The sequence below is a fragment of the Ohtaekwangia koreensis genome (assembly GCF_900167975.1).
GTDB classification, from domain to species: domain Bacteria; phylum Bacteroidota; class Bacteroidia; order Cytophagales; family Cyclobacteriaceae; genus Ohtaekwangia; species Ohtaekwangia koreensis.
Genome location: NZ_FUZU01000001.1, coordinates 1,921,097 through 1,947,412 on the forward strand (window position 1 = coordinate 1,921,097; position 26,316 = coordinate 1,947,412).

General features: G+C 41.3%; 21 protein-coding genes and 1 tRNA gene. 7 read left to right on the top strand and 15 right to left on the bottom strand.

Annotated features, from left to right (window positions below; all coding sequences use genetic code 11):
* Positions 1-58: 58 nt before the first annotated feature.
* The 4 genes from B5Y40_RS07970 to B5Y40_RS29560 all read right to left on the bottom strand — a co-directional run bounded on the left by B5Y40_RS07970 (position 59) and on the right by B5Y40_RS29560 (position 3,416).
* Positions 59-1,117 carry an NAD(P)H-dependent glycerol-3-phosphate dehydrogenase gene (locus B5Y40_RS07970; protein ID WP_079686159.1) on the bottom strand — a complete coding sequence of 353 codons (1,059 nt, stop codon included), beginning with the start codon at positions 1,115-1,117 and terminating at the stop codon, positions 59-61.
* Complete coding sequence (locus tag B5Y40_RS07975) at positions 1,095-2,792, bottom strand: 1-acyl-sn-glycerol-3-phosphate acyltransferase (RefSeq protein ID WP_079686160.1); 1,698 nt, start codon at positions 2,790-2,792, stop codon at positions 1,095-1,097. Before B5Y40_RS07975 ends, B5Y40_RS07970 begins: the two co-directional genes overlap by 23 nt.
* Before the next feature lie 68 nt (positions 2,793-2,860).
* Positions 2,861-3,103 (bottom strand): hypothetical protein, encoded by a 243-nt coding sequence (locus tag B5Y40_RS07980; RefSeq protein ID WP_079686161.1) that lies wholly within the window; start codon positions 3,101-3,103, stop codon positions 2,861-2,863.
* Between the two features lie 142 nt (positions 3,104-3,245).
* Complete coding sequence (locus B5Y40_RS29560) at positions 3,246-3,416, bottom strand: hypothetical protein (protein WP_159453629.1); 171 nt, start codon at positions 3,414-3,416, stop codon at positions 3,246-3,248.
* Positions 3,417-3,941: 525 nt separating this feature from the next.
* Between B5Y40_RS29560 and B5Y40_RS07985 the strand changes: the two genes are divergently transcribed.
* Positions 3,942-6,890 carry a T9SS type B sorting domain-containing protein gene (locus B5Y40_RS07985; RefSeq protein WP_079686162.1) on the top strand — a complete coding sequence of 983 codons (2,949 nt, stop codon included), beginning with the start codon at positions 3,942-3,944 and terminating at the stop codon, positions 6,888-6,890.
* Between the two features lie 189 nt (positions 6,891-7,079).
* Positions 7,080-7,952: an ACP S-malonyltransferase gene (gene fabD / locus B5Y40_RS07990; protein WP_079686163.1), complete on the top strand. Its 873-nt coding sequence runs from the start codon at positions 7,080-7,082 to the stop codon at positions 7,950-7,952.
* Between the two features lie 39 nt (positions 7,953-7,991).
* Here the strand turns inward: fabD and folK are convergent, their stop codons facing one another.
* The gene (folK, locus tag B5Y40_RS07995) at positions 7,992-8,474 is read right to left on the bottom strand and encodes a 2-amino-4-hydroxy-6-hydroxymethyldihydropteridine diphosphokinase (protein WP_079686164.1); all 483 of its coding nucleotides are present in this window, start codon (positions 8,472-8,474) and stop codon (positions 7,992-7,994) included.
* A gap of 76 nt (positions 8,475-8,550) precedes the next feature.
* Between folK and sppA the strand changes: the two genes are divergently transcribed.
* Both sppA and bioB read left to right on the top strand, forming a co-directional pair.
* Positions 8,551-10,305 carry a signal peptide peptidase SppA gene (gene sppA / locus B5Y40_RS08000; protein WP_079686165.1) on the top strand — a complete coding sequence of 585 codons (1,755 nt, stop codon included), beginning with the start codon at positions 8,551-8,553 and terminating at the stop codon, positions 10,303-10,305.
* Between the two features lie 24 nt (positions 10,306-10,329).
* Positions 10,330-11,301 (top strand): biotin synthase BioB, encoded by a 972-nt coding sequence (gene bioB / locus B5Y40_RS08005; protein WP_079686166.1) that lies wholly within the window; start codon positions 10,330-10,332, stop codon positions 11,299-11,301.
* 1,359 nt (positions 11,302-12,660) lie between these two features.
* On the opposite strand, the gene B5Y40_RS29565 is transcribed toward bioB, so the two are convergent.
* Both B5Y40_RS29565 and B5Y40_RS29570 read right to left on the bottom strand, forming a co-directional pair.
* Positions 12,661-12,831 (bottom strand): hypothetical protein, encoded by a 171-nt coding sequence (locus tag B5Y40_RS29565; protein ID WP_159453630.1) that lies wholly within the window; start codon positions 12,829-12,831, stop codon positions 12,661-12,663.
* 37 nt (positions 12,832-12,868) lie between these two features.
* Positions 12,869-13,009 (bottom strand): hypothetical protein, encoded by a 141-nt coding sequence (locus B5Y40_RS29570; RefSeq protein WP_159453631.1) that lies wholly within the window; start codon positions 13,007-13,009, stop codon positions 12,869-12,871.
* A 106-nt stretch (positions 13,010-13,115) separates the two neighbouring features.
* Between B5Y40_RS29570 and B5Y40_RS08010 the strand changes: the two genes are divergently transcribed.
* Both B5Y40_RS08010 and metG read left to right on the top strand, forming a co-directional pair.
* Positions 13,116-15,269: a tetratricopeptide repeat-containing sensor histidine kinase gene (locus B5Y40_RS08010; protein WP_221408877.1), complete on the top strand. Its 2,154-nt coding sequence runs from the start codon at positions 13,116-13,118 to the stop codon at positions 15,267-15,269.
* Positions 15,270-15,333: 64 nt separating this feature from the next.
* The gene (gene metG / locus B5Y40_RS08015) at positions 15,334-17,421 is read left to right on the top strand and encodes a methionine--tRNA ligase (RefSeq protein WP_079686168.1); all 2,088 of its coding nucleotides are present in this window, start codon (positions 15,334-15,336) and stop codon (positions 17,419-17,421) included.
* An 83-nt stretch (positions 17,422-17,504) separates the two neighbouring features.
* Here the strand turns inward: metG and B5Y40_RS08020 are convergent, their stop codons facing one another.
* From B5Y40_RS08020 to B5Y40_RS08055, 8 genes are all read right to left on the bottom strand, one after another.
* Positions 17,505-17,789, bottom strand: coding sequence for a thiamine-binding protein (locus B5Y40_RS08020; RefSeq protein WP_079686169.1), 285 nt, complete (start codon positions 17,787-17,789; stop codon positions 17,505-17,507).
* Positions 17,790-17,804: 15 nt separating this feature from the next.
* Positions 17,805-18,365 carry an aminoacyl-tRNA hydrolase gene (gene pth / locus B5Y40_RS08025; RefSeq protein WP_079686170.1) on the bottom strand — a complete coding sequence of 187 codons (561 nt, stop codon included), beginning with the start codon at positions 18,363-18,365 and terminating at the stop codon, positions 17,805-17,807.
* 137 nt (positions 18,366-18,502) lie between these two features.
* Positions 18,503-19,153 carry a 50S ribosomal protein L25/general stress protein Ctc gene (locus B5Y40_RS08030; protein WP_079686171.1) on the bottom strand — a complete coding sequence of 217 codons (651 nt, stop codon included), beginning with the start codon at positions 19,151-19,153 and terminating at the stop codon, positions 18,503-18,505.
* 36 nt (positions 19,154-19,189) lie between these two features.
* On the bottom strand, positions 19,190-20,119 hold the full coding sequence (locus B5Y40_RS08035) for a ribose-phosphate pyrophosphokinase (RefSeq protein WP_079686172.1): 930 nt from the start codon (positions 20,117-20,119) through the stop codon (positions 19,190-19,192).
* Between the two features lie 121 nt (positions 20,120-20,240).
* A tRNA-Gln gene (locus B5Y40_RS08040) sits at positions 20,241-20,313 on the bottom strand.
* A gap of 98 nt (positions 20,314-20,411) precedes the next feature.
* Positions 20,412-20,987, bottom strand: coding sequence for a DUF4136 domain-containing protein (locus B5Y40_RS08045; protein ID WP_079686173.1), 576 nt, complete (start codon positions 20,985-20,987; stop codon positions 20,412-20,414).
* A 72-nt stretch (positions 20,988-21,059) separates the two neighbouring features.
* Positions 21,060-24,752, bottom strand: a complete 3,693-nt coding sequence (purL, locus tag B5Y40_RS08050; protein ID WP_079686174.1) for a phosphoribosylformylglycinamidine synthase — start codon at positions 24,750-24,752, stop codon at positions 21,060-21,062.
* Positions 24,753-24,845: 93 nt separating this feature from the next.
* A complete protein-coding gene (locus B5Y40_RS08055; RefSeq protein WP_079686175.1) occupies positions 24,846-25,625 on the bottom strand; it encodes an alpha/beta fold hydrolase in 780 nt (259 codons plus the stop codon).
* Positions 25,626-25,767: 142 nt separating this feature from the next.
* Here B5Y40_RS08055 and B5Y40_RS08060 point away from each other — a divergent pair, with 142 nt between their 5' ends.
* Positions 25,768-26,310: an RNA polymerase sigma factor gene (locus B5Y40_RS08060; RefSeq protein ID WP_245840494.1), complete on the top strand. Its 543-nt coding sequence runs from the start codon at positions 25,768-25,770 to the stop codon at positions 26,308-26,310.
* Positions 26,311-26,316 lie beyond the last annotated feature (6 nt).

Genomic DNA, 26,316 nt, shown 5'->3' on the forward strand with positions numbered 1-26,316 from the left:
TTAATCGTTGACTGTATATACGTTGCCTGTGGATGCGACTAACGGATAATGCTAAGTGTTAAAGAAAATCAATATCAACATTTAGCGGGTAGCGCATCAGGTAACGGAGTGCTTGCTTCATGGTAAGATCTTCAAACAGCACTTGGTATAGTGTATTTGTAATCGGTGCGCGAACCTTGTAATAGTCAGCGCATTTCTTTGTAATGCGAATGGTATTTATACCCTCAGCAACTTCATCGGTGCTCTCCAGAATCTGTTTTAGCGTTTCACCTTTAGCAAGCCGGTGACCGATCGTAAAGTTTCTGCTCAACGAACTGTTACAAGTAGTTACGAGATCACCTATACCAGCAACTCCTAAAAATGCTTTTGTATTTCCTCCCAGGGCACGGCCGAGGTATATCATTTCCACCATGCCGCGACTGACTAATAATCCTTTTGCGTTTTCGCCATAGCCAAGACCACTTAATGCTCCCGCTGCTATAGCAATAATATTTTTAAGGACACCTGCGAGTTCAACTCCAACAAGATCGTTGTTGCCATATACCTGGAAGTGGTCGTTGCGCAGTAATTGTTTGCCAAGAGTAATTACTTCGTTGAAATGACTGGCTATAACTGTTGCTGCCGGTTGATTTGCCGCAAGCTCTTTGGAAAGGTTAGGGCCCGCCAGACATCCCACGCGAACAACAACACTTTCTTCCATGATCACTTCACTCATGGTTTTTACCTGGCTTCGATTCAGCTTTGTTATAGTCTCTATGCTTTGACCATTTGTAAGCGTAAGGTCAAAACCTTTTGTGCCATGAATTAAAATATGGTAGGGGTGAAGATGTGGTGACAATTGTTTCATCATAGAGCGAAAATGCTCCGATGGAACAATCGGGAACAACACGTTACACTCGCGTGCCATGACAGCGAGGTCGTTGATAGGTTCAATGTTCGCGTGCATCATGTGCCCGCGGTTTTCACGTGTCTCCAGAATGCGTTGTATTACTTTCTCATCACGAGCATAGAGTAATACTTTACGGTGCTGCGCCAGAAGGTTTGCCACCACACTGCCGAAATTACCAGCCCCGATTACGCCAACCGGTTTATCGTCAGATAAACTTTTCAAGGTCATAGCCAACCAGCCTGTTGTGGTAATAATATAATGTATTGAAGTCTTTCGTGATTATGTTTCCTTCACGGTTAAGCAACAGCGGTCTTTTCAAATGAAATATACCCACGTTGTCGAGCCCATGACGGATAACTAAATCAATATTACCTTTCAGATGTGTAGCATGGTATACTTTACCTTCATCTTTTAATTTATAGATCTGCTTGCGAACGCGTTTACACGTTTCGCGAAATTCTTCGTATGGTATAACTTGATCTTCTTCCGGAAGACGCAGCAGTCCGAACAGGTCAAGTTTTGGATGCTTCTTCTGCCATAATTCAAATGCCACAAAAGCAACCAGGTGACTTGCGAATACTCTGTTGATGCGATGATACTCCGATACGATCTTCTGACTTAACATCCGGGTATATTCATCTTCCCGTTGTTTGTCAATCGTTATTTGTTCATTGCTGATAAAGTAGTCACGTGTATCGATAATTCTTCCCTGCGGATCAAGGCTGTTGCCATTGTCATCTACATAGTTACCCATAACATCGAGCGCCTTGCCAATGGAAACTGAAATATTAGATCCTTTGGTGAAGAATTTGAACAGGAACTGAAGCAATTGCCAGCTACCATATTTATCTTGTTCTGGCAGATAACGATCTTGTCCTTTTACCGATAGATAATCATCAATTAAGTCTGGTGCCTCCAGTACGAAGTGATAATTCAGTGTAACAGGAACAACAAAGATCTTCCGTACCTCTTCATCTTTTGCTAAAGAATCAATGTATAGATTGCGTTGCGCCTCAACGGCTGAACTGAGTAATCCGAGCTTGAGTTGTTTTTCAAGAACTCCCGAACGCGAGCGTGTTCCCCCGGGGAAAAATAAACTATGCGCTCCCTTTTGTATGGCAAGCGTTGAGTATAATTTAAGTGTTTCGAGGTAAGGAAGATTCTTTTTTCTTCGATCAACTTTATAAGCACCAAGGCTATTCATAAAGTAAGCGAAGATCTTGATGTTAAAAAGATTCAGCCCGGCTCCATATATAAAGGCAGGTAATCCAAGCGAATGAATAACCCACCCGATGAGGATGGAGTCAAGATTGCTAAAGTGTGTAGGCACCATGATCACTGTTCCCTTTGTGGCCAGTGTTCGCAGTTGCTTTACTTTACCAACAATGTGAATCTTATCGCGTAGCGTATAGCGATTCCTGAAAAAGGCACCGAATTTTTTTACACGTGCTCCATTCAATAAACGCGAGAACCAGAATTTTACAATCTCGCGAGTTACTTTATAGGAACTGGCGTTAAAGTTTCCCGCAATTTCATTCGCATAGCGGGAAACGATTCGATGCAAAATTTCCTCAGCTTTAACTTGAGCTTCTTCTGGAGGTTTCGTATCGAGACCTACCATGTCCTCTTTGATCGAGGCCCAAAAGCGTGGTTCATCTACCGGATCAACACGCCAGCGATTCCGCTTCATGCGTTGTTGTTCGCGATAAACAGTAGTTTGAAGTTCGTCAATAAGTTGTTTCGTGGTAGGGCGTAATTCCTTTACACGTGCAATGGAATTATTCGCAACCTCTTCTATAAACTCCTTGCGGTTTTTACTCAATTGATAGACAGGCCAATCAGGTATACCATCCAGGATGGGCTTGTACTTCTTATTCTTATTTTTCTTCTCTACGACTTCCATTCGGGGACGCAAAATAGTGAAAAGTTGAACGTTATGGTTATTCGTTAAATCTTAAGGCCACACAACAGTTAACCTATCACATTCAACCTGTCGCGAAGGCTAGTCTCCATTTCTTCAAACCGGGTGAGGGTCTGGCGGATAAACTCTTCGTTGATCAAGGTGCGAAGATCAGCTTCGGCCGTAATATCATACTCGTTGATCTTAAAAGTTTGTTCCATAAGCCCTTGCTCAAATTTAATAAGGTAGCGGTTGTTCCAGGCAAAGAGGGTAATCTTGCAATCCGGATGTGGGATTTCTCCAACTACGCGCATAGTGTTATCAATAGTTTAAGCGCGTAAAGTTCAATGATTTGTATCGAAGGATCAAACCTTTTTTAGACATGACAGTAATCTACACAAAGGGTTTTGTGATAAATTTTAAGATACTACTTATAAAAGTATGGGAGCCTGGTCGTCAGGATTCCTGAAAGGTAAGCTGTTCTTTTACAACGGTCAGTTCCTTTTCAAGATTTCTGTACACTGAACTGTTGTGAAGTTGATCAAATTTCATTTGACGAATAAGGCGTTGAAGTTCTAGCTCGCGTTTTAGCAAGGAAGCCTTCAAGGCTTTAGGATCGGATTTCATGAACGGTTAATAGGTTGGTTTGGTAGAGACGAAGATATTAGATTATATCCAAGAGAGAAAATTAAGGGTATAATTATTTTATGAATACTCAAAAATAATTATCGATCAGCGGAAAGTAAAGCTGGTAAATACATTCCGAGGATCGTGCAAATAGGTGATCAGGTATACATTATAAATTAACTGCTTAAGTAATTTTTATAGTGAGGTATAAAAGGATTGATGATGAGGTCACCTCAACCCTTGTAATACATTTCTAATTGGGCTGGTCTGGAGACGAAGTGAAGTGAGATATTCGAGGCGCCGTTATGAAAGCAAAGTGTTACGTTGTTTTGATGAAGGATCGGAAAGAACTGACGGGAGGGGGAGTGAAAACCTGCCAAATTTTTAAAAACTGGTCCCAGGTTAAGAATAAAAACGGTTTCATACCGTTAAAGTAGTTGATCTTTCAAGTTCAATCGGAAGATTTTATATTGTAACTTATCGTATTCTTTTGATGTTGATCAACAGGACAATACATTTACATCCATGAAGGCGCCCCTTTTAACCCGAAGTATAGTACGAGGAATTTTCCTGGTCTTTTGTTTTATTTTATCAGGCGTAACAGCATTTGCCACGCACTTACGCGCAGGAAATATCATTGTTAAGAGGATAGGAACCTGTGACGCAAAAAAATATAGCATAACCGTTATTGTTTATACCAACACGCTCAATACAAATGTTCTTTTTGGTGGCGACCAGGATTACCTAGATTTCGGTGATAAGAGTCCAAGAATATTGATTCCTGAGATTGGTCCAGGTCATCCCAACTATTCTGTGATCGATGCACAACGTGGTATTGCGCGTGCATTCTATACTGTTGAATGGACATACGGTGGTCCTGGCAGATATACAATCAGCTATGTAGAGCCTAACCGTAACGAAGGTGTTCTTAACATGGACAATTCGGTAAACACTACCTTCTATATAGAAACACAAATTGTTATTGATCCTTTTTTGGGCTGCAGTACACCAGCTGATCTTACTATTCCTCCAATCGACAGAGCTTGCTCCGGCAAAGCTTTTTTTCACAACCCGGGTGCCTTTGATCCAGATGGAAATGATAGTTTATCATATGAAATGGTTGTTCCTTATAGAGACCGTAACGCAACTGTTTTAAACTATAGAGCTCCCAACGACCCTAAATTTTATGTTGACTTCAATACCGGTAATGAAACTGATGATGGCCCTCCTGTCTTTAATATAAATTCACTGGATGGCACCATCACCTGGGATGCTCCCGGGTTTGCCGGAGAATATAATATAGCATTCATCGTTCGCGAGTGGCGGAAGGTACTTGGTAAATGGGTAGCAATGGGATATGTAAGACGTGATATGCAAATCATTGTAGAAGATGATTGTAATAATCAGCGACCAGATCTTGAAGTACCAGAAGATGTTTGTATTGAAGCCGGAAAGACACTGAAGGAAACTATAATTGGAACAGATCCAGATATACCACCAGATAAAGTGAAGCTCGAAGCCTTCTCTCAGATTTTTGAATTTATACCTTCAGAGTCACCGGCTACTGTTTCGCCGGATCCTGCTATATTCCAAAACTCGCCAGGTAAACTGGAGTTTGAATGGCACACAACCTGTGAGCATATTCGTGAGCAACCGTACCAGGTAGTGTTTAAAGTTTCCGATAGCCGGAGTAATGGTGTCTCGCTCGTCACCTATAAAACATGGCGTATTAAAGTTGTCGGGCCGGCACCAAAGTGGAATGACGCGACATTGGATATCAGTAAACGACAGGCGACTATAAAATGGGATCCATACTTCTGTGTTAATGCCGAGAAAATGCAGATATGGCGTAAAGTTGATAGTACTTCTTTCAGGCCGGATACTTGCCAGACCGGTATGCCCGACTATTTAGGATATACCAACATTGCTACCATTGCAGCTAAGACTGCTTCTGGAACTCAGGTAACACAGTATATAGATAACAACGGAGGTAAAGGGCTGGCACCGGGTGCTATGTACTGCTACAGACTCGTGGCTACATTTCCACTTCCAGATGGAGGAGAAAGTTATGTATCAAAAGATACTTGTGTCGGGCCGATTCCTGCCGATGTTCCCATTATTACAAATGTGAGTGTTGAAAAAACAGGTACTACAGATGGACAAATACGCGTCAGTTGGAAGCGACCATTCGATGCCAATAAGACACTATATCCACCGCCTTATACTTATGAAGTATATAGGGCTATCGGGTATACACGCGGCACAGATTCAACGCTTGTCGCTACCCTAAGCGATACTACGTTCCTCGATCCTGGGCTGAATACCGAAGAGAGTATATATAATTATAGTATAGCAGCATATTCTCCAGGTTCGTCTCTGCCTATTAAATTCGTGGGCGCTTCAGATGTTGCCTCTGCTGTAAGGCTTGATACAAAATCACAAGTAGGACAAATTCAATTGAATTGGACAGCCGTTGTGCCTTGGTCTAATCAGATACAAGATCATCCGAGGCATCTCATCTATAGAGGCCCTGAAGGTTCTACCGAGTCAGAGCTTGTTCTGATTGATAGTATAGATGCCACGATCGATGGATTACAGTATACAGATAAGGGACAATACAACAATACTCCACTGAACGAAGGAACAACATACTGCTATCGTGTAAAAACGCGTGGGGGATATGGTAACCCTGCTAAAATTCCGGAGCCGCTGGAGAACTTCTCGCAAATAATTTGTGTACAACCAGGAGATAGCATTCCTCCTTGCAAACCTATTCTTACTGTTGACTTACTGGATTGCGATCAATTCAAGTCACAGCAGAACTCATGTTTTGGAAGTACTTATAGCAATGTGCTGAACTGGAGCAATGATGCAGCTACCGAATGCCAATCAGATATTAGCAGCTATCGGATATATAGATCTGCCACACCTGGAGGTGAGAGTGTTTTCATTGCAGAAGTACCGGCTGTACAAACAACATATTCGGATACAAATCTTCCTTCCTTCGCGCGATGCTATACTATAGTAGCAGTAGACCGCTCCGGAAATGAGAGTGAACCCAGCGAGCCTGTATGTAATGACAACTGTCCTTACTATGAATTACCGAATGTATTTACACCAAACGGTGATGGCAAGAATGATGTGTTTAGTGCCTTCAACATCCGTGATTACTTGGAGAGCTGTTCAAATCCAGAAGAGTGCGTTATACCTCAGAACCTGATAGAAAAATGTGCACGCTTTGTAGAGAAAGTTAAGTTCAAAGTGTTTAACCGCTGGGGACAAGAAGTATATAGTTATGAGTCTGGCAGTGAGAATAGTATATTCATTGACTGGGATGGTAAAAATTCCAGTGGTGTAGAGTTATCACCCGCTGTTTACTATTATGTAGCTGAAGTCACCTTTATTACTCTTGACCCTGGAAGCAGTACTCAAACCTTTAAAGGATGGGTGCATTTGGTAGACGGTCAGCAATAGGTAAAAGATATAATTGAATCTTATAGCAGGCACGATAAACTTGGAAATCAAGTCGATCGTGCCTGTTCGATTTACAATGCTTCAGCCGTTGGGATGTCGTAATAATTAGCCGATTACAAGCACAATCTTCACACATTTCAGCTTTTTATTATTTTTGAGCGCGGATAGTTTATCCCTATCTGAAAATTTATGAAGGCATATGTATTTCCAGGACAAGGTGCACAGTTCACCGGTATGGGTAAAGACCTGTATGAATCAAGCGCAAAGGCAAAAGAACTGTTTGATCAGGCAGATGATATCCTTGGCTTTAAACTGACTAAGATCATGTTTGAAGGAACCGCAGATGAGCAGAAGCAAACTAAAGTTACTCAACCCGCTATATTTCTACATTCAGTAGGTATTGCTTTGTCGAGCGATACTTTTCAGCCGGACATGGTTGCGGGCCATTCACTTGGTGAATTCTCCGCATTGGTTACCAATAAAACATTATCCTTTGAAGATGGCCTTCGTCTTGTTTCAAAGCGAGCTTTGGCGATGCAACATGCCTGTGAGATTAATCCTTCGACCATGGCTGCAATCCTTGGTTTAGATGATAAGATTGTTGAAGATATATGTGCGTCTATCGAGGAGGTTGTGGTTGCGGCAAACTATAATTGCCCCGGACAGCTTGTTATTTCAGGAACGATGAAAGGGATTGAAATCGCCTGTGAAAAGCTGAAAGCTGCAGGTGCTAAACGTGCTTTGCCACTCCAGGTAGGAGGAGCATTTCACTCTCCATTGATGGAACCTGCACGTGAAGAACTTGCTGCTGCCATTGAAAGCACTTCCTTTAAACAACCGATCTGCGCAGTATATCAAAACGTAAATGCACTACCGGCAACAGATATAGCAACAATCAAGAAAAACCTGATAGCACAATTGACAGCGCCTGTTCGCTGGACACAATCTGTGCAGAATATGGTAAAGGACGGTGGCAAAACATTTATAGAATGTGGCCCGGGAAAAGTACTTCAAGGTCTTGTAAAAAAGATATCACCGGAAGCAGAAGTATCCAGTCTTTAGGTATATCGAAAGGTGTGTGCATATATACTGTGCACACACTTATACCTTCACAACAGCAAGTTGATCTTCACAGATCAATAAGAGTTCTCGAATCTCTTTTCTGGTGATGGGGTGGATAACTTCTGATGCAATTTCGGATAGCGGCACCAACGTAAATCTCCGATTTGTCATTTGAGGATGCGGTATTTTCAGACGTTCATGCTCGACAATAACATCTCCATAAAGAAGTATATCAATATCAATTATTCGCGATCCCCAGACTTCCGTCCGCGTTCTCCCCATGTGCTCTTCGATCTGCAGGGTAGTTTGTAACAGTGTGTCAGGATCGAGGAGCGTTTCAATCTCGATAACCTGGTTATAAAAATCCGGTTGATCACTCTTACCCCATGCAGCAGTTTGATAAATGGAAGAAGCTTTCACGATTCTTCCAGCCGTTTGCTGAATAAGATTTCGGGAAGTTTCAAGGTTTTGAGCGCGATCGCCCAGATTGCTTCCTAACAAAAGAAAAATACCGTTGTTCATGTAATTGTGTACCCTGCAAACATACTTTTTTATTCGGTTGGGTATTGCTTAATTTCGAACCTTAAAGTCAACACGTATGAATTTTTGGAAGAGCTTTTTTGCCGCTTTTTTGGCACTGATTCTTTTTACCGTCATTTCTTTTATTTTATTGATTGGCGTTATTGGAGGTATAACCGCTGAAGATGAAGTGATTGTAGCGGACAACTCAGTATTGCATTTGAAATTAGACGCACAGATCACGGAGCTTCAAACTGAAAATCCGTTGGAGGGATTGCCTTTCTCAAGTGAAGGACCCAAGATTGGATTGCTGCAACTTAAAGAGGTAATCAAGCATGCGAAAGATGATGCGAGTATCAAAGGTATTTACCTGGAAGTAAGTTACCCGATGGCCGGCTTCTCGACCATTGAGGAAATTCGTCAGTCATTACTCGATTTCCGCAAGAGCGGTAAATGGGTTATTGCCTACGATGAAGTGATGTCTGAAAGCGCATACTACCTCGCATCGGCTGCTGATAAGATATACCTTAATCCCGAAGGCGAAGTTGAATTCAATGGTTTAACGATAGAGATATCTTTCTTCAAACGTCTCTTCGATAAACTGGAAATAAAACCACAGATCTTTAGAGTAGGTGAATTTAAAAGTGCTGTTGAACCATTTATACTCGAGAAGATGAGTCCTGAGAATAGACTGCAACTTACAGAGCTTGCCAACTCTATATATGGATTTACACTTCAACGCATTTCAGAATCCCGTAACATCCCGGTAGAAAAACTGAAAGAGATTTCAGATAAAATGCTTGTGCACAATGCAGCAGAAGCAAAACAATTTGGATTGGTAGATGAGTTGCTCTATAAGGATCAATTGACAGAAAATCTGAAAGGCCGTTTGAATCTTTCTGAAAGTGATGATATAAAATTTATCAAGTATACTAAATATAGGAAGAGCTTCTCATCCTATAAAAGTTCTAAGAACGAGATTGCTGTTATCGTTGCAGATGGTACGATTATGCCGGGTAAAGCTGATGATCAGCAACAAGTAATCGGCGCTGATACGTTTGTAGAGGAGATTCGTAAAGCACGTACCGATGATGATATCAAAGCGATTGTTATCCGTGTAAATTCTCCAGGCGGAGAATTTCGTGCATCGGATATGATGTGGCGTGAAATACAACTCGCGAAGAAAGCAAAGCCAGTGATAGCTTCCATGGGCGACTATGCGGCATCAGGAGGTTATTATATGGCGATGGGCTGTGATACCATCGTGGCGCAACCTCATACGATCACAGGCTCTATCGGAATTTTTGGGATGATGTTCGACATGAGTGGATTTCTCGGTAATAAACTCGGCATTACATTTGACGAAGTAAAGACTGGAGAATTTGGAGAAATGTATACTGTATCCAGACCGTTGACAGAAGCAGAAAAGAATTTCTGGCAGAAGAATCTGAACGATCACTATGATACATTTACCGGTAAAGCAGCAGAAGGCAGAGGTATATCTGTAGAAGAAATTAAAAAGGTAGCTTCTGGTCGTGTATGGTCAGGTGCACAGGCAACCGAACGGAAACTTGTTGATGTACTCGGAGGCTTTGATGATGCGGTGAGAATTGCCGCAGAAAAAGCAGGCGTTGCAGATGACTATAAAATCCGTTTCTATCCGAAGCACAAAGCTTTCCTCGAACAACTGATGACACAACTGGAAGAGAATGCGAAGACCGATGCAATCAAATCTGAATTGGGTGAATCTTATATTTGGTATCAGCAATTGAACAAGATTAAAAATTACCAGGGAACACAGGCGCGCATGCCGTTCGAAATTCAACTTCATTAATCATTAACCTACTGAAATATATACATGACCGCTATACGCAATAATTGGACACGCGAAGAAATCGCAGCCATCTATAATAAACCTGTATTGGAACTCATCTATCAGGCAGCAAGTGTACACCGTGAGTTTCATGATCCACAAGAGGTTCAGGTATGTACATTGCTCTCGGTAAAAACCGGAGGATGTCCTGAAGACTGCGCGTACTGTCCGCAAGCCGCACGCTATCACACCGAAGTAAAAGTGCAGAAGCTGATGGAAGTAAACGAAGTAATAGAGAAAGCTTTAGAAGCGAAAGAATCTGGTAGCACTCGATTCTGTATGGGAGCCGCATGGCGCGAGGTACGCGACAACCGTGACTTCGATAAAGTAATCGAAATGGTAAAGGGTGTGAACTCAATGGGCCTTGAAGTATGCTGCACACTCGGTATGCTTACGCCTGAACAAGCACAGAAGTTGAAAGATGCAGGACTCTACGCATACAATCACAATCTCGATACCAGCGAAGAGTACTATGATGATATCATCACTACGCGTACCTATAAAGATCGCCTCGATACCTTAAGCCATGTTCGGAAGGCAAATATATCTGTATGCTCCGGTGGTATCATTGGTATGGGGGAACAGGAAGATGACCGGATCGGTATGCTTCTCACATTAGCAACGTTACCCGAGCATCCTGAATCAGTACCGGTAAATGCTTTAGTACCAGTGGAAGGAACACCACTCGAAGATCAACCTAAGGTATCGGTGTGGGAGATGGTACGCATGATTGCTACCGCCCGTATCACTATGCCAAGAACAATGGTACGCTTGTCAGCAGGCCGTGTACGCATGAACCTCGAGGAACAAGCACTCTGCTTCATGGCAGGAGCCAATAGTATATTTGCTGGAGATAAACTTCTAACTACTCCTAACCCAGGCTATATAAAAGATCAGGAGATGTTTCAACAGCTTCAGTTAACGCCCCGGAAGGCGCATAAGGAAGTAGTTGCATAGAACTACATAGATGGGGTGATGCTTTCTTGAAAATAGTGCACAAAAAGAAAGTGAGTCACCCCTTCTAATTTTTTAAAACTGATTTAGGTAAAACAATAGGCCTAAAGAAATAATCGCAGATAACGTCAAAATTCTATTTACGCGCTTCGAACGGATTAATTCCTTTTCAAGCTCTTGATATTTCTCTTCATCAAAGATCTCTACCGCCATTTAATATCGGCCTTGTATACGAAGTATATCCTGATTGGATTAGCAGTTTTGTAAAACAATTGTAGCAACGAGGTAAAATCAATAGCCCTTGCAAAGGAAATATATATGATTAAAGGATAGTGTATAACAAAACTTTACAAATAAGTTAATGTGTGTACAGCTATCAGAACCAGACGACAACATAAATCAAGCGGAGAAGTAGATATAGTTATCAATAATTTATCTGAAATCTTAAAAAACACACCTACCAAAGGTATACAAACAGTAAAGAACCGGGCCAATATATATTATAAGTACGTTGCGTTTTAGTGAAGGTAAAGGGTATACTTTGATGTTGGTTGATATGAATATAAATTTCGTAGAATGTATCCTGCGAATTCGTAAACTACTGAATGCTGAGTGGGTGAAAGTACATGCCAGCTGGGTGATAGCTAGTTAGTAGCTGGAACGAACGACCAATATTCTTTCTTCTGGTAAATTTCAAAAGCTTTTAAGCGACATAAACAATTTATCATCGTCTGCATTCCAAGGTCTGGTTCGAATAAGGAGAATATTTGCCTGGCTGAACTCCTTGTTTCCCTTCCCGGCCGTGGCACAAATCGATAGAACATGAAATTTCAATGGTAATGTCGGTTTTCTGCTGAAGATTACTGGTTACCTGTTACAAACAGTGTTAGCCAGGCTTTAAAACAGCATTTTGTATATCTGAATCAGGGTAAATCAGATTGTTTTGGTTACATTTCCTACGTAATATGACGATTTTATAATGTAATAAATGTCCCTTAAGACCATATATTAATACTTAAAGTATTACTTTAATATGCGTTATTACACGTAATTCTAGTCAGTGGATTACATAGCTTACGTGTTTGATAAAGTAAACGAGTGCGAATGCTGTTCAGAAATCTGTCTTTTTAGGGAGTATTTTTCTTTTCCTTGTTACACCGCTTATCATGGGAATCGAACAACCCACCTGCTGTTGCCTAATTGGCAGACGTCATAAACTGTGTTGTGGATTATAGAGAAAATCCTTCAATTGTATATAAACAACAATGCTGCTTATGATTATATTTTGAATCATGAGCAGCATTGTTGTTTGTGGTTTTTTATGCTAGATATTAACCTAAAACGGGAGGAATAATATTATTACTAAAGTTTATCCTCCATTGCAAAACCACCTGGTTGCGCACTTGAGGTTTTGTCTACTTTATTTTGAACACCCTCAGCACCTTTGGTTGAAAATCGGTTAACCGATACAAATGTAAATGAGAGAGTTAGTATTGCTGCTATAGATAGGAAGAGTATTGCTTTATTTTTCATTCTGATCTTGGATTAAAATATGTAACTGAAATGTTTTCTATCTTGGTTTTTCTTTGTCCTCTGATTCACCACCACCACCATTTAGCTCAATTTGTGGAGTTACTTCTTCTTCTGTGCAGGAGGTAACTGTTATACCGGCCAGTAACGAAAGCATGAGAATGTAAATCAATTTTTTCATAGTAATAAAGGATTTAGGTTTTTCGATTATTTTGTTCTTAAATTGTGCATCAAAGATCCTTTGTCAGGAATTAATATTTCGTTTAATAAAATTTTGAAGATCACACGTGTACCAATTTTTTTTTAAAGGGAGAGGCTCATTCTTACCGTTGATTGTATTTGCTTTCTTGCTGGTCACTCTCAAGTGTGCTTATTCACAAACTAAAATTGACTCGTTGAAAACTTTGTTGGATAAAACATCTGATGAAGCGCGATATGATGTTTTACTTAATCTCACATTTGAGTTGTCAGGAGTAGATGACACGCAGGGACTCGTATACGCGAATGAAGCTATTATACTTGCGCTCAAAGCAGGAGACAGTTTGGAAATCGTTAGGTCTACAAGAATTAAAGGACAAATGCTACGCAGGCAGGATAATCTGGAAGCTGCCATCACTTTATTAAACCAAATACTTCCTTGTGCTGTTCGCAATCATTTTGAGGACGAAGAAAAAAAGATTCTAAATACATTGGCTTTAGCACATACATTCAGAGCGGAATATGATGAAGCTTTAAAATATCATTTCCGCTCTTTAGTTATCAGAGAAAGGCAGGGTAAGAAGGACGAAATTAGTATTGCGTTGAATAATATAGGGCTTGTTTATTTCAAGCTCAAAAATTATGAAAGAGCTCTAGACTATTACGAGCAATGCCTAGCCTTAAAAAACGAGATTAAGGATACATATGACCTCGATAGATTATTGATAAATATAGGGCTTTGCTATAATCAATTGAATGATTATAGAAAGGCAAGAAGTTTTATCGAGAATGGCTTTGCCATATGCAATACAAACTGTAGTGATGCTATTAGAATTGAAGGTGAATTTGGACTTGGGGTATCTTATTTTATCGAGTCAGAAACAACTCATGATAATTTACTGAGATTAAAATCAAAGGAATACTTCTTAAAGTCTTATGAAACAGCTAAGAAGAAAGATGATAAAAGATGGCGGCTCGAGAACCTTGTGTACTTATCAAGAATATATACCAATATGAACATGGTTGAGGATGCAAGGAAGTCCTTAATGGAAGCAGAATCTATTGCAAATGAAACTGACTATAATCTTTTATTGATTGAGATATATAAGGCCTTTTCAATTTTGTTTAATCAAACTAAGGAATTTGAAGCGGCAGCCTTGTATCAGGAAAAGTATATAGAACTCAAAGACAGCATTTATAACGAATCACTGATTAAGAACCTGTCGAGAGTTCAAACTGATTACGAACAACGCGAAAACATCGCCACCATCGCTGCTAAAGAAGAAGTAATCAAACAACAGCGTGACCTAAATATAGCTATAGCAGTAATTGCTATGCTTGCCGGGTTATTGGTATTGGTGTTACAACGGAGTAACCGGACGATCAAGCGGGTGAATGCTCAGCTTTCGGAGGCGAAGGAAGTCATTGAAGAACAGAACAAATTACTGGAAAGTAAAAATAAATATCTTGATAAAGAGGTTGAGTCGAAGACTGTTGATTTGGAGCGTGTCAATCAATCACTCAAGCAAGTGAATGATGAGCTTGATAACTTTATCTATAAAACATCCCATGATATACGCGGGCCGCTCGCGAGCTTAAAAGGTATGTGTAACGTGGCTTTGATGGATGTAAAAGATCCCGTGGCACTCGACTACTTGAGCAAGCTTGATACAACAGCAGAGCGATTGAATACTATACTTACGCGCTTGCTGATCATCAACCAGATTAACAACTCGAAGTTGAGTGTTGCGCGCATTGACTTTGAGTCAATCGTAAACGATGTGTTGTTGCTGGAGAAGAAGAAAGGACTTCCTCAAAAGCTAAAGATCAGAAGACACATCAGCAATCAATCGACTATATTATCGGATAAAGAACTTATTCGCATTGTATTGGAGAACCTCATTGATAACGCAATCAAGTTTTACAACGACTCCGAGCGTGTAGATTCATTTGTAGATATACATGTCACGTCCAATGACCAGGACCAAGTGAAGGTGCGTGTTATCGACAACGGTATCGGTATCAGCGAAGCGAATCCCGGCAAGCTTTTCAGAATGTTCTTCCGGGCATCGGAGCGATCGGAAACAGGAGGTATAGGGCTATACATCGTTAAGACTGCTACAGCAAAGCTTGGCGGTAAAGTTGGGCTGCTAACCACTCCTGAGGGTTTTACTGAATTTTACGTTGTCTTCCCGTCTACGCCTCCTAAGCAGGATGATGATGCTGAAAAGCCTTCGATCTGATTGCGGAAAGGAATTTTTTTAGCTCCAATTCTATTATCATCTTTGCACGCTCGTGCATAAAATCATGACTAACTTTAAACGATATACTCTCACGGCTGCTTTGCCGTACGCCAACGGTCCTCTTCACATCGGCCATATTGCTGGCGCGTATTTGCCAGCAGATACATATGCCCGCTACCTTCGGTTAAGGGGAGAGGATGTAGCCTTTATCTGTGGCTCCGATGAGCATGGTGTTGCCATAACATTAGGTGCCCGAAAAGAAGGCGTAACACCTCGGGCCTTCGTTGATAAGTATCATCAGCTGATGAAGAAGGCGTTCGAAGATTTCGGAATCTCATTCGATATTTATTCACGTACCTCCAACCCGGTTCACTACGAGACAGCGCAGGAGTTTTTTAAAACAATCTACGATAAAGATCTCTTCATCGAAGAGACCTCTGATCAGTATTATGATGAACAGGAAGGTATATTTCTGGCCGATCGTTATATCATTGGTACATGTCCGAATTGTAGTAACCCGAATGCGTATGGTGATCAGTGTGAAAAATGCGGCACGAGTTTAAGTCCTAAACAGCTGATCAACCCCAGGTCTACTGTTTCTGGAAACACACCGGTATTGAAGCCCACCAAGCATTGGTATTTTCCTTTGGATAAATTTGAAGGATGGCTCAAAGAGTGGTTGATAGAAGGTCATAAAGACTGGAAGACAAATGTATATGGTCAGTGTAAATCATGGCTTGACCAGGGTTTACAACCACGTTCGATCACACGTGATCTTGATTGGGGTATTCCTGTTCCGCTACCGGATGCCAATGGCAAAGTACTATACGTTTGGTTCGATGCACCGATCGGGTATATATCTGCAACAAAAGAATGGAAGCCGAACGACTGGCAGAAGTATTGGAAAGATCCTGAAACACGACTGATTCATTTTATAGGCAAAGACAATATTGTATTTCACTGTATAATTTTCCCGGCTATGTTGAAGGCTGCGGGTGAATATATTCTTCCCGACAATGTTCCGGCAAATGAATTTTTAAACCTGGAAGGGGAGAAGCTTTCTACTTCGCGTAATCATGCGGTATGGTTACATGAATACTTGCAAGACTTACCTGGAAGAAGAGATGAATTGCGATATGTGTTAACATCCATCTCACCTGAAACAAAAGATGCTGACTTCACCTGGAAAGATTATCAGCAGAAGGTGAACAGCGAGATGGTATCTATACTTGGTAATTTCGTGAATCGTGTAATGGTGCTCACCTGGAAATACTTCGATGGTAAAGTTCCTTCAGAACATGAATTGCCAGGTACAGATGATCGCAGGAAAAGAGTTCTATCACTGTATACCCAAGCGCATACCGATCTGGATAAAGCTGTGAAAGATATGGCAGATGCGTTGAAGAACTTCCGTTTCCGTGAAGCTCAATTCCAGATGCTGAATTTGTCGCGCATAGGAAACAAATTCCTGGCTGATACAGAGCCTTGGAAGCTGGCCAAAGAAGACATGGAAGCAGTCGGATGTATACTAAACTATGCATTAACAATTGTTGGAAATATAGCACTTGCCATGGAGCCATTTTTACCGGATGGTGCTGCGAGCATTTGTAAACAACTGAGCAGCGATTTGAAGCAAAGCAGAAAAAACTTCTGGGAAAAAGAAGCGATGGTTCATATCGTTCCGCAAGGTCATTCGTTGGGAAAAGCAGAATTGCTCTATAGGAATGTAGAAGATACTGAGATTGAAAAACAAACTGAGCGTTTAAAGAAACATCAGCCAGTGGTTCAGGCAGCCGCTATAGATAATCCTGTGAAGCCGCTCAAGCCAGAGATTGTATTCGATGACTTTGCCAAACTGGATATTCGTATAGGCACAGTTACTGCCGCAGAAAAAATGGAGAAGTCAAATAAACTCTTGAAGCTGCGTGTAAACGATGGGTTGGGAGGCAGAACCATTTTGAGTGGTATAGCACTGCACTATACTCCAGAAGAAATGATTGGAAAGCAAGTGACATTTATAGCGAACCTCGCGCCACGTAAGATGATGGGCACAGAATCGCAAGGCATGATATTGATGGCAGAAGATAAAGACGGCAAACTTAAACTGGTAAGCCCGATTGATGAAGTATCATCCGGATCGCAAGTATCCTGATCAATATAGATATTCAGTATAGGTTAATCGTACGCTATATATAGCAATCATGCGGTTAACCTAAACTGATTACCATGAAGGTTTTACTGAATACCTTTCTCGTCCCATGTCACATCGCCACTCTTCCTGGCGTGAACCTTCATCGTTACCACAACTTCGTCTGCGCCCGAATCGAGACAAATCTGTTGTGCTTCTTTGGCAACACGCATGATGGTATCGTAATCTCCCTGCATAACAGTTTCCATAGCGCCGACTTTATAGGCTACACCGGATTTATCGATGACTTCAATTGCCTTGTCAATGATCGGATAAGGATGCCCTTTTGATATAGGTACAATTTGAATGGCTATGTGTACTTGATTTTTCATGATGCTATAGGTATACTATTTATTGAAGAGATTCATGGTGCGCTCAGGGCCAATGGTACAAAAGGATAAAACTATTTCATTTGCCTTGTTTATGATTTCAGGAAGAGCATTGAATTCTTCTTTGCTAAAATTACTAAGTACAAAATCCACTTGCTGTCCTTTTCCAAAATCGCTGCCAATACCAAAACGTAGTCTGGAATATTCCTGGCCGGACAGTAACAGTTCTATGTTTTTCAATCCGTTGTGACCCGCTGCACTGCCTTTCGTACGAAGACGCAAACTTCCAAAGGGGAGCGCCAGGTCATCGACAACCACTAATAAATTTTCTTTCGGAATTTTAAGCTCCTGTAACCAATACGCGATTGCCTTACCACTCAGGTTCATATAGGTAGTAGGCTTTATCAGGTGAATACTCTTGCCCTTAAATTTGAATTCAGCTTTTTCCGCTAGCCTGCCCGTTGTGAAGTTTACTTTATGCTGATCTGCGAGTTGATCCAATACAAGGAAGCCTATATTATGGCGCGTGAGTTCATATTCCGCCCCGATGTTACCAAGTCCTGCAATTAAATACTTCATCTGAATAATTTATAGTCGCATATGAGTGATGATAAAACTGACGTTACGCGAATCCAAAGATTTCATTCGAATCGGTAATAAACAAAAAATCCTTCCCGGTTTCTCGGGAAGGATTTTTTATATGATCAGGTATCAGATTACTTTTTACCTTCTTCTTTCTTAGGAGCTTCCTTCTTAGCACCTGCAGCAGGAGCAGCTTCAGGGTTAGCAGCAGCGGCAGCAGCTTCATCGGCAGCCAATTTAGCAGCGCGAGGAACTTCAACAGCAGCGATGGTTGCTTGCTTAGGATCAAGGAATTCAAGACCTTCTATTTTCATATCACCGATCTTAATCGCGTGATGGAAATCGAGATCCGAAACATTCACATCGATATGATCTGGCATATCTTTAGGGAAACCATATACTTTCAACGCAGCGCGTTTACGTACCAGTGTACCTCCTTTAGCAACACCAGGAGCAGTACCAACCAAACGAACAGGAATGCTCATTTTGATTTTTCTGTCTTCTGATATACGCAGGAAATCAGCGTGAAGGATAACTTCACTTACTGGGTGGAATTGAACTTCCTGAAGAATAGCCTGAGCTTCTTCACCTTCAATATTGATGTGTACAAAGTGCGCTTCAGTGGTATAAACCAATTCACGGAACAGGATCATCGGAGAGTAAAAATGAATTTGTTCATTTCCTCCGTACAATACACAGGGAACAAGACCCTCATCCCGTAACTTCTGGGAACCAGTCTTGCCGAGATTTGCTCTTCTATACCCTATAATCTCAACAGTTTTCATAAGTATATAATTGTTTAATTAAAAAGTTTCTAAGTTTTAAAGTTTGATAAAGAGTGAACTTATCGACTCATTATCATGAATTTTGCGAATGGCTTTTGCAAAGAGGGTAGAAACCGAAAGCACTTTTATTTTTGAGCTTTCTTGTTTCAAGGGAATCGTATCCGACACCACTAACTCTTCGAGTAAAGATCCATCGATATTTTGATAGGCGTTGCCTGAAAGCACAGCGTGTGTACATACTGCACGTACTGACTTGGCACCTTTTTCTTTTAACAATGTAGCGGCCTTGCAGATTGTACCAGCAGTATCAACAAGATCATCCACCAGTACAACATCTTTACCATCAACTTCTCCGATGAGTCTCATGGAGTCTACTTTGTTTGCTTCTTTTCTATGCTTATCACAAACTGCGAGATCAGCGTCAAAGAATTTAGCAAAGCTTCTTGCTCTTTTTATACCACCAACATCAGGAGATGCAAACATGATATCGCTTAAGCCTAAAGATTTAAGGTAAGGAACAAATATATAGGAGCCATCCAAGTGATCTACGGGAATATCGAAGAAGCCCTGAATCTGATCAGCATGTAGATCACACGCCATGATGCGTGTTGCTCCTGCTGCAGAAATAAGATTAGCATGAAGCTTTGCAGCTATAGCAACTCTGGGCTTATCTTTTCGGTCTTGACGAGCGTATCCGAAATAAGGAATCACAACATTGACACTGGATGCACTGGCACGTTTGGCAGCATCTACCATCAACAATAATTCCATCAGGTTATCAGAAGGAGGGAAGGTTGATTGGATTAGAAATACCTCATGGCCGCGAACAGATTCTGTGATGTAAGGTGACATTTCACCATCGCTGAATTGCTGATAGTTTACTTCACCTAAACGCTCACCATAAGCGTTGGCGATTTTTTCAGCCAGGTAGGATGTAGCTCTTCCGCTAAAAATTTTAACTGCCATGGTTGTGCCCCGTTAGGTCATTACCGGTTAATTGTTATCAAGTATACTGATTCGTTTTACAAACGAATTCAAGGACAACGTTTAACGAAGAATCCCGCATAAGCGGGATTCTAAAAAACTGTTGTCCGACCAGGGCTCGAACCTGGACTTTCCTGAATCAAAATCAGGCGTGTTGCCAGTTACACCATCGGACAATACTCACCTGAAACCGGTCAATTCGATGTCAGACCCATGAATTTGGGATTGCAAAGGTAGAATTATTTTTCAGAAATGTTAATCTCAGCGAAAAAATTTAGAGATCATTTTCTTGATTGGAAACAGTTGTGCCTTCCATAAAGCCTTCTGCCCAGAAACGATACTTATCAAGGATTGAAATAACTGCATTTCGAAGATGCCTGCTGTTGTTGAAATCAATTGAACCATACATGGTGGTAGCATAGCCTTGCCATATAGATCTGTTCTGACGTCTGTCATAGAATTGAATGAGAAGCGTGCCCGTACTCATTGTAAATTTCTGAGCATCATATTCTATATTATCATTCTGAGTCTTCACCCATTCTTCTATAGCAGGTTGATTGTAGCCATTAAACCGAAGACTATCATCAAACATTTTGAATCCTATAATAAGATGTGGTCTGTTTTCTGATTGACGATAGCCCAGGAATTTCATGCGTGCTACAATTGATTTCTCAATGATAGAGTTTACCATGCTGGAGTCAGCAGGGCCTGCAGGCTTCATGATGTCGAACGTTCGATACTTTTTAAAGTTGCCTTTATAGCTATAGTCGTATTCGACTGGTAATTCTTTATATCCTAGGCACGAGGTGAGAAGTGCCAATACTACTAGAGGAGCTAAAATCTTCTTCATAAGCCGGCATGTTATTCTGTGAATATAAGGTTAATCATTCATCAGAACAACAGCCGGTTAGACCTTTTGTTATCAAGAGTTTTTCTTTACCCACTCACGGGCATTCACGAAAGCTTCAATCCACGGAGAGACTTGATCTTGCTTGCGATCTGATGGGTAAAATCCCCAGTTCCAAGGGAAGAGTGATCTTTCTATGTGTGGCATAATAGCAAGGTGCCGTCCGTCTTTTGAGCAAAGTGCTGCAACAGAATAATCAGAGTCATTCGGGTTACCCGGATATTCAGGGTATGCATACTCTGCCGCGACCTTGAATTGAGAGTGATCAGAAGGCAAACGGAATTTACCTTCACCATGTGCTACCCAAACACCGAGTCGTGTTCCACTAAGACTATTCAGCATAACGGAATCATTTTGAGGAATGGTAACATTCAGAAATATAGACTCAAATTTTCCGGAACCATTGTGATGCATGCGTGGATGTTCTTCACCCATCTCCGGATACAATAATCCTAACTCCATCACAAGCTGGCATCCATTACAAACACCTAAGCTGAGAGTATCTTTTCGCTTGTAAAAATTCTCAAGAGCTTGCTTTGCCTTGGGATTGTATAGGAAAGCACCCGCCCAACCTTTCGCGGAACCAAGTACATCTGAATTTGAGAAGCCTCCTACAAATACAATGAGGTTTACGTCCGAGAGATCTTCACGTCCTGTAACAAGATCTGTCATGTGTATATCTTTCACATCGAATCCTGCAAGGTATAGCGAGTATGCCATTTCCCGATCGCCATTCACACCTTTCTCGCGCATGATGGCTGCTTTTAGTCCCGATGGTTTTCTGCGTTTAGCATCTATACTATATGTTTCAAATCTTCCATCGAATTTGGGCTGGAAGTTATAGTGAAGAACCTGCTTTTTGTAATGGGTATACCGGCTTTCTGCATGTGCAGGTGTACGTTGCTTGCTATCGAGTAAGAACGAAGTTTTATACCACACATCACGGAGCTCATCTACTTTAAATTTCAAGAGTTGCTCCTGATGACGGATAGTAACATTTCGTTCGTCACTTACGTGACCGAGTATATGATATCTTATTCCATTTTGATTTAAGACTGATGTTACTTTACTCTCGTCTGAAACCTGGATTACTACACCTGGATTTTCTGAGAATAACACTTTGATAAGATCACTATGCAGAGACGAAAGATTTAATGTAAGCCCAACACTTGGTTGAGCGAAACACATTTCAAGTAAAGCTGTAATGATACCGCCTTCGGATATATCATGTCCTGCCAGAATAAGATCTTGTCCAATCAACAATTGGATACTTTCAAAAGCTTTTGCAAAATAGCTTTCATCTTTTATAGTAGGTACTTCGTTGCCTAGCAGGTTTAATATCTGTGCAAAACTGCTTCCACCTAGTTTACGATCATCATTAGAAAAATCAATCAGTATAACTTTTGATCCTTCAATTTTTTCCAAGACAGGTGAAACAGTTTTAGTGATGTCACTTACTTCTGCACCGGCAGAGATAATGACCGTACCCGGAGAATATACTACTTCACCATTCGGATACTTCTGCGTCATCGAAAGAGAATCTTTACCAGTAGGTATATTAATGCCGAGCTTTATAGCAAAATCACTGACTGCTTCAACCGCTTGATATAGTCTGGCGTTTTCACCTTCCTGTTTTGCGGGCCACATCCAGTTGGCACTTAAGGAAACGCCTTTCAATCCGTGCGTTAGCTTGGCCCATACTATATTTGTAAGCGACTCTGCAATTGCTAATTTACTTCCTGCTACAGGATCGACTAATGCAGCACCAGGCGCATGGCCTATAGATGTAGCTACACCTTTGTGGCTGCTATAGTCTAGCGCCATCACCCCCACGTTATTCAACGGCAATTGTATAGGACCGCACGTTTGTTGTGTAGCAACTTTGCCGGTTACAGAACGGTCTACTTTATTTGTCAGCCAATCCTTACAAGCAACCGCTTCAAGTTGAAGTACTTGTTCGAGGTATTCATTCACTTTCGTGACATCATACTCCAGTGGCTTGAAGTTGCTAGGCTTGGTTTGATCAGTAAGAATTGTTTTCGGAGAAGAGCCCAACAAATGCTTTACTTCGAAATCTATAGGTTTTCTCGGTTGATTATCTTTTTGAAAATGTAGTCTATGATCACCCGTAGCTTCACCGATTACATACATCGGTGCCCGCTCACGTTCAGAAACTTTTTTCAGGAGCTCTATATCTTTTTGTTTGATCGCGAGCCCCATGCGTTCCTGCGATTCGTTGCTGATAATTTCTTTGTCTGATAAAGTAGGATCTCCTATAGGAAGCTTGTCGATTTGAATGGTTCCCCCGGTTTCTTCAAGCAATTCAGATAAACAATTGAAGTGTCCACCAGCACCATGATCGTGAATAGAAACTATAGGATTTATACCGGCTTCCACCATTGCGCGTATAGCATTCATAACACGCTTCTGCATTTCAGGATTCGAGCGTTGTATAGCGTTAAGTTCTATAGCATTTCCATACTCACCGGTTGCTACTGACGACACAGCGCTTCCACCCATACCAATGCGATAGTTGTCGCCACCGAGCAACACAATTTTGTCGCCTGCTTCAAGGTGTTCCTTCTGGCTGTCGTTTTCTTTTCCGAAACCTATACCGCCGGCCAGCATAATTACTTTATCGAAACCATACTTCTTGTTGTTTTCGATATGCTCGAATGTCAGTACACTTCCAACGATAACGGGCTGCCCGAATTTATTCCCGAAATCAGAAGCACCATCGGATGCCTTGATCAGAATTTCTTCTGGAGATTGATAAAGCCATTTGCGTGCTTCAAATTTTTTCTCCCACGGTCTTCCGTTTTCAAGGCGAGGGTAGGAGGTAATATATACCGCTGTTCCGGCCAGAGGCAATGCACCTTTACCGCCTGCGAGGCGATCGCGGATCTCTCCACCAGAGCCAGTAGCCGCTCCGTTGAATGGCTCAACTGTGGTAGGGAAATTATGGGTTTCAGCTTTCAACGAGATTACTGAAGCTATATCTTCAATCGTAAAGAAGTCGGCTATATCCTGACGGGCAGGAGCAAACTGCTCTATAGTCGGACCTTTAATAAAAGCAACGTTGTCCTTATAGGCTGATACTATATAATTCGGATTCTCTTTTGAGGTCTTTTTGATAAGCTGGAACAGTGTTGATGTTTTTTCCTGTCCATCAATAATAAAAGTACCGTTAAAGATTTTATGACGACAGTGTTCTGAGTTCACTTGTGAGAAGCCAAATACTTCGCTATCGGTTAATTTGCGACCCAGTTGTTTGCTTACGTTTTCAAGGTATTCAATCTCGACTGCGCTTAATGCAAGTCCTTCTTTCTCGTTGTATGCAGCAATGTTGTCGATTTCAAGGATCGGCTCTGGTGTGTGGTGAATTGTAAAGAGATCCTGATCCAGTGATGTATACACCACCTGCAGCATTTTATCATGCTTGATGGAATCGCCCTCCACAGCAAAAAATTCTTCGATCCGTTGTATCCCAACAATGCCCATGGTTTGCGTGATCTCCACAGCATTGGTACTCCAGGGAGTGATCATTTCTTTACGCGGACCGATAAATTTTCCGGTAAGCGATTTTTCGGCTAAAGGTTCAGCTTTGCTGAAAAGCCAGGTAAGCTTCTGAACGTCTGAATTTTGCAAAGGCTGTACCGTGCCAACCGCGTAAATGGTGTTGGCCTTCGAACGAAAGAATAAAATCATTGGATTAAACTCGGATTTGAGCTCGCAAAAATACAAGCATTTTGCAGGAATGGGAGCGTTTTCTTTAAATAATGTCTCGATACTTTCTAACGCTTACAGAAGATTGCCAAGTTCCCGAGCGCTGAGAAGATTATGTCCTGCTTCAATAACATGTAAACGATGGTGCTCAACGCTTTGCGAAAGGCGATTCATGCTTTTCGGTGTGATCACTTTATCGTACTTCCCAACGATGATCGTAAGTGATATTTTATATTGATTGATCAATCCGCCAATGTCACGCATACTGAATTTCAGTTTACGAAATACCACCCACGAATAGTAAACTCGTTTTCTTTTTTCTGCGGTATCCATCTGGTACTCAGCAAAACGAAGCACTCCTTTATCAATTAATCCGATACGATGTAATGATTTTCCGATCGTAAGAAATCTTCCATGATGGTTAATCATGCTTTTAAAAAGTTTTCTCGATATCCAGGGGTAGGTTGCCAGACTATACCAAAAGTTTGTCGTTACTCCATCCGGAGCCAACAGAAATAATTCCCTTGTCATTTGCGGAAAAGCCTCTACTGTCGCCAAAGCGAATTTTCCGCCAAGACTATATCCTAAAATTGAAAATGTTTTAATGTGGGTTTCATTTAAAAAGGACTGCATAATGTTTCTCCACTCACTTTTTTCGAGCGGTTTTTCATCGTTAACCCATTTGCTTTTGCCGTGGAAGTAAAGATCGAAAATATAGCATGTATACCGGTCAGCCAGCGATTTTGCTAATGGTGTGAACACAGCGTTATCCTGACCGAAGCCATGAAAAAGCAGAAGCACCTCTTTTCCGTTGCCGGATTTAGTATAAAATAATGTCGATGTTTCTACATTCATGATCTTGCAGGCCGACAAATTAAAAGAACTTACCGACTGGCAGCCGCTATTCGCCTACTTATTTTCGTCTTCCCTAAAATAAATAGATACATAGCATCGTCTTTCAGGCTAAACGAAGCGATTGAAGGCGATGGAATTAGTCATGCAAATAAAAGAACAGACATTTCTGAAGGAGAAAGACAGGTTGCTGAGCTTTATACGCAATCGTGTTTCTACTGTTGAGGAAGCAGAAGACATTCTCCAGGATGTGTTTTATCAATTTGTAGCAGGTTACGAAACGATTGAATCTATCGATCGTGTTACGTCTTGGCTATTTTCAGTCGCTCGTAACAAGATCATCGATCGGTATAGAAGAGAGGCATCCAGACCACAACGCGCTGACTTCAGCGGTACAGCAAGCCTCGATGATGATGCTCCTATAACATTACAGGAAATTTTACCGGATCTCGGCAATACACCTGAGGACTCATACTTGCGTGAAGCCATTTGGGAAGCCATCATGGAAGCGCTCGATGAGTTGCCACCTGAACAGCGTGAGATTTTTATACTAAACGAAATTGAAGAACGCAGTTTTAGAGATATAGCGGAAGAGACAGGCGTTTCAATCAATACACTTCTCTCGCGAAAACGATACGCGATTCTTGCACTCAGAAAAAAATTACAACGATTGTATAATGATATTTAAGGCCAA

Coding starts and splice junctions, on each gene's coding strand:
- B5Y40_RS29570 (WP_159453631.1), bottom strand. CDS start 13,009: ATGAAAAAATTGATTTACATTCTCATGCTTTCGTTACTGGCCGGTATA.
- B5Y40_RS29560 (WP_159453629.1), bottom strand. CDS start 3,416: ATGAAATCCGATCCTAAAGCCTTGAAGGCTTCCTTGCTAAAACGCGAG.
- purL (WP_079686174.1), bottom strand. CDS start 24,752: ATGATTTTATTCTTTCGTTCGAAGGCCAACACCATTTACGCGGTTGGC.
- B5Y40_RS07985 (WP_079686162.1), top strand. CDS start 3,942: ATGAAGGCGCCCCTTTTAACCCGAAGTATAGTACGAGGAATTTTCCTG.
- B5Y40_RS07970 (WP_079686159.1), bottom strand. CDS start 1,117: ATGACCTTGAAAAGTTTATCTGACGATAAACCGGTTGGCGTAATCGGG.
- folK (WP_079686164.1), bottom strand. CDS start 8,474: ATGAACAACGGTATTTTTCTTTTGTTAGGAAGCAATCTGGGCGATCGC.
- B5Y40_RS07975 (WP_079686160.1), bottom strand. CDS start 2,792: ATGGAAGTCGTAGAGAAGAAAAATAAGAATAAGAAGTACAAGCCCATC.
- pth (WP_079686170.1), bottom strand. CDS start 18,365: ATGAAGTATTTAATTGCAGGACTTGGTAACATCGGGGCGGAATATGAA.
- B5Y40_RS29565 (WP_159453630.1), bottom strand. CDS start 12,831: ATGAAAAATAAAGCAATACTCTTCCTATCTATAGCAGCAATACTAACT.
- fabD (WP_079686163.1), top strand. CDS start 7,080: ATGAAGGCATATGTATTTCCAGGACAAGGTGCACAGTTCACCGGTATG.
- B5Y40_RS08045 (WP_079686173.1), bottom strand. CDS start 20,987: ATGAAGAAGATTTTAGCTCCTCTAGTAGTATTGGCACTTCTCACCTCG.
- sppA (WP_079686165.1), top strand. CDS start 8,551: ATGAATTTTTGGAAGAGCTTTTTTGCCGCTTTTTTGGCACTGATTCTT.
- metG (WP_079686168.1), top strand. CDS start 15,334: ATGACTAACTTTAAACGATATACTCTCACGGCTGCTTTGCCGTACGCC.
- B5Y40_RS08035 (WP_079686172.1), bottom strand. CDS start 20,119: ATGGCAGTTAAAATTTTTAGCGGAAGAGCTACATCCTACCTGGCTGAA.
- B5Y40_RS08030 (WP_079686171.1), bottom strand. CDS start 19,153: ATGAAAACTGTTGAGATTATAGGGTATAGAAGAGCAAATCTCGGCAAG.
- B5Y40_RS08020 (WP_079686169.1), bottom strand. CDS start 17,789: ATGAAAAATCAAGTACACATAGCCATTCAAATTGTACCTATATCAAAA.
- B5Y40_RS07980 (WP_079686161.1), bottom strand. CDS start 3,103: ATGCGCGTAGTTGGAGAAATCCCACATCCGGATTGCAAGATTACCCTC.
- B5Y40_RS08060 (WP_245840494.1), top strand. CDS start 25,768: ATGCAAATAAAAGAACAGACATTTCTGAAGGAGAAAGACAGGTTGCTG.
- B5Y40_RS08055 (WP_079686175.1), bottom strand. CDS start 25,625: ATGAATGTAGAAACATCGACATTATTTTATACTAAATCCGGCAACGGA.
- bioB (WP_079686166.1), top strand. CDS start 10,330: ATGACCGCTATACGCAATAATTGGACACGCGAAGAAATCGCAGCCATC.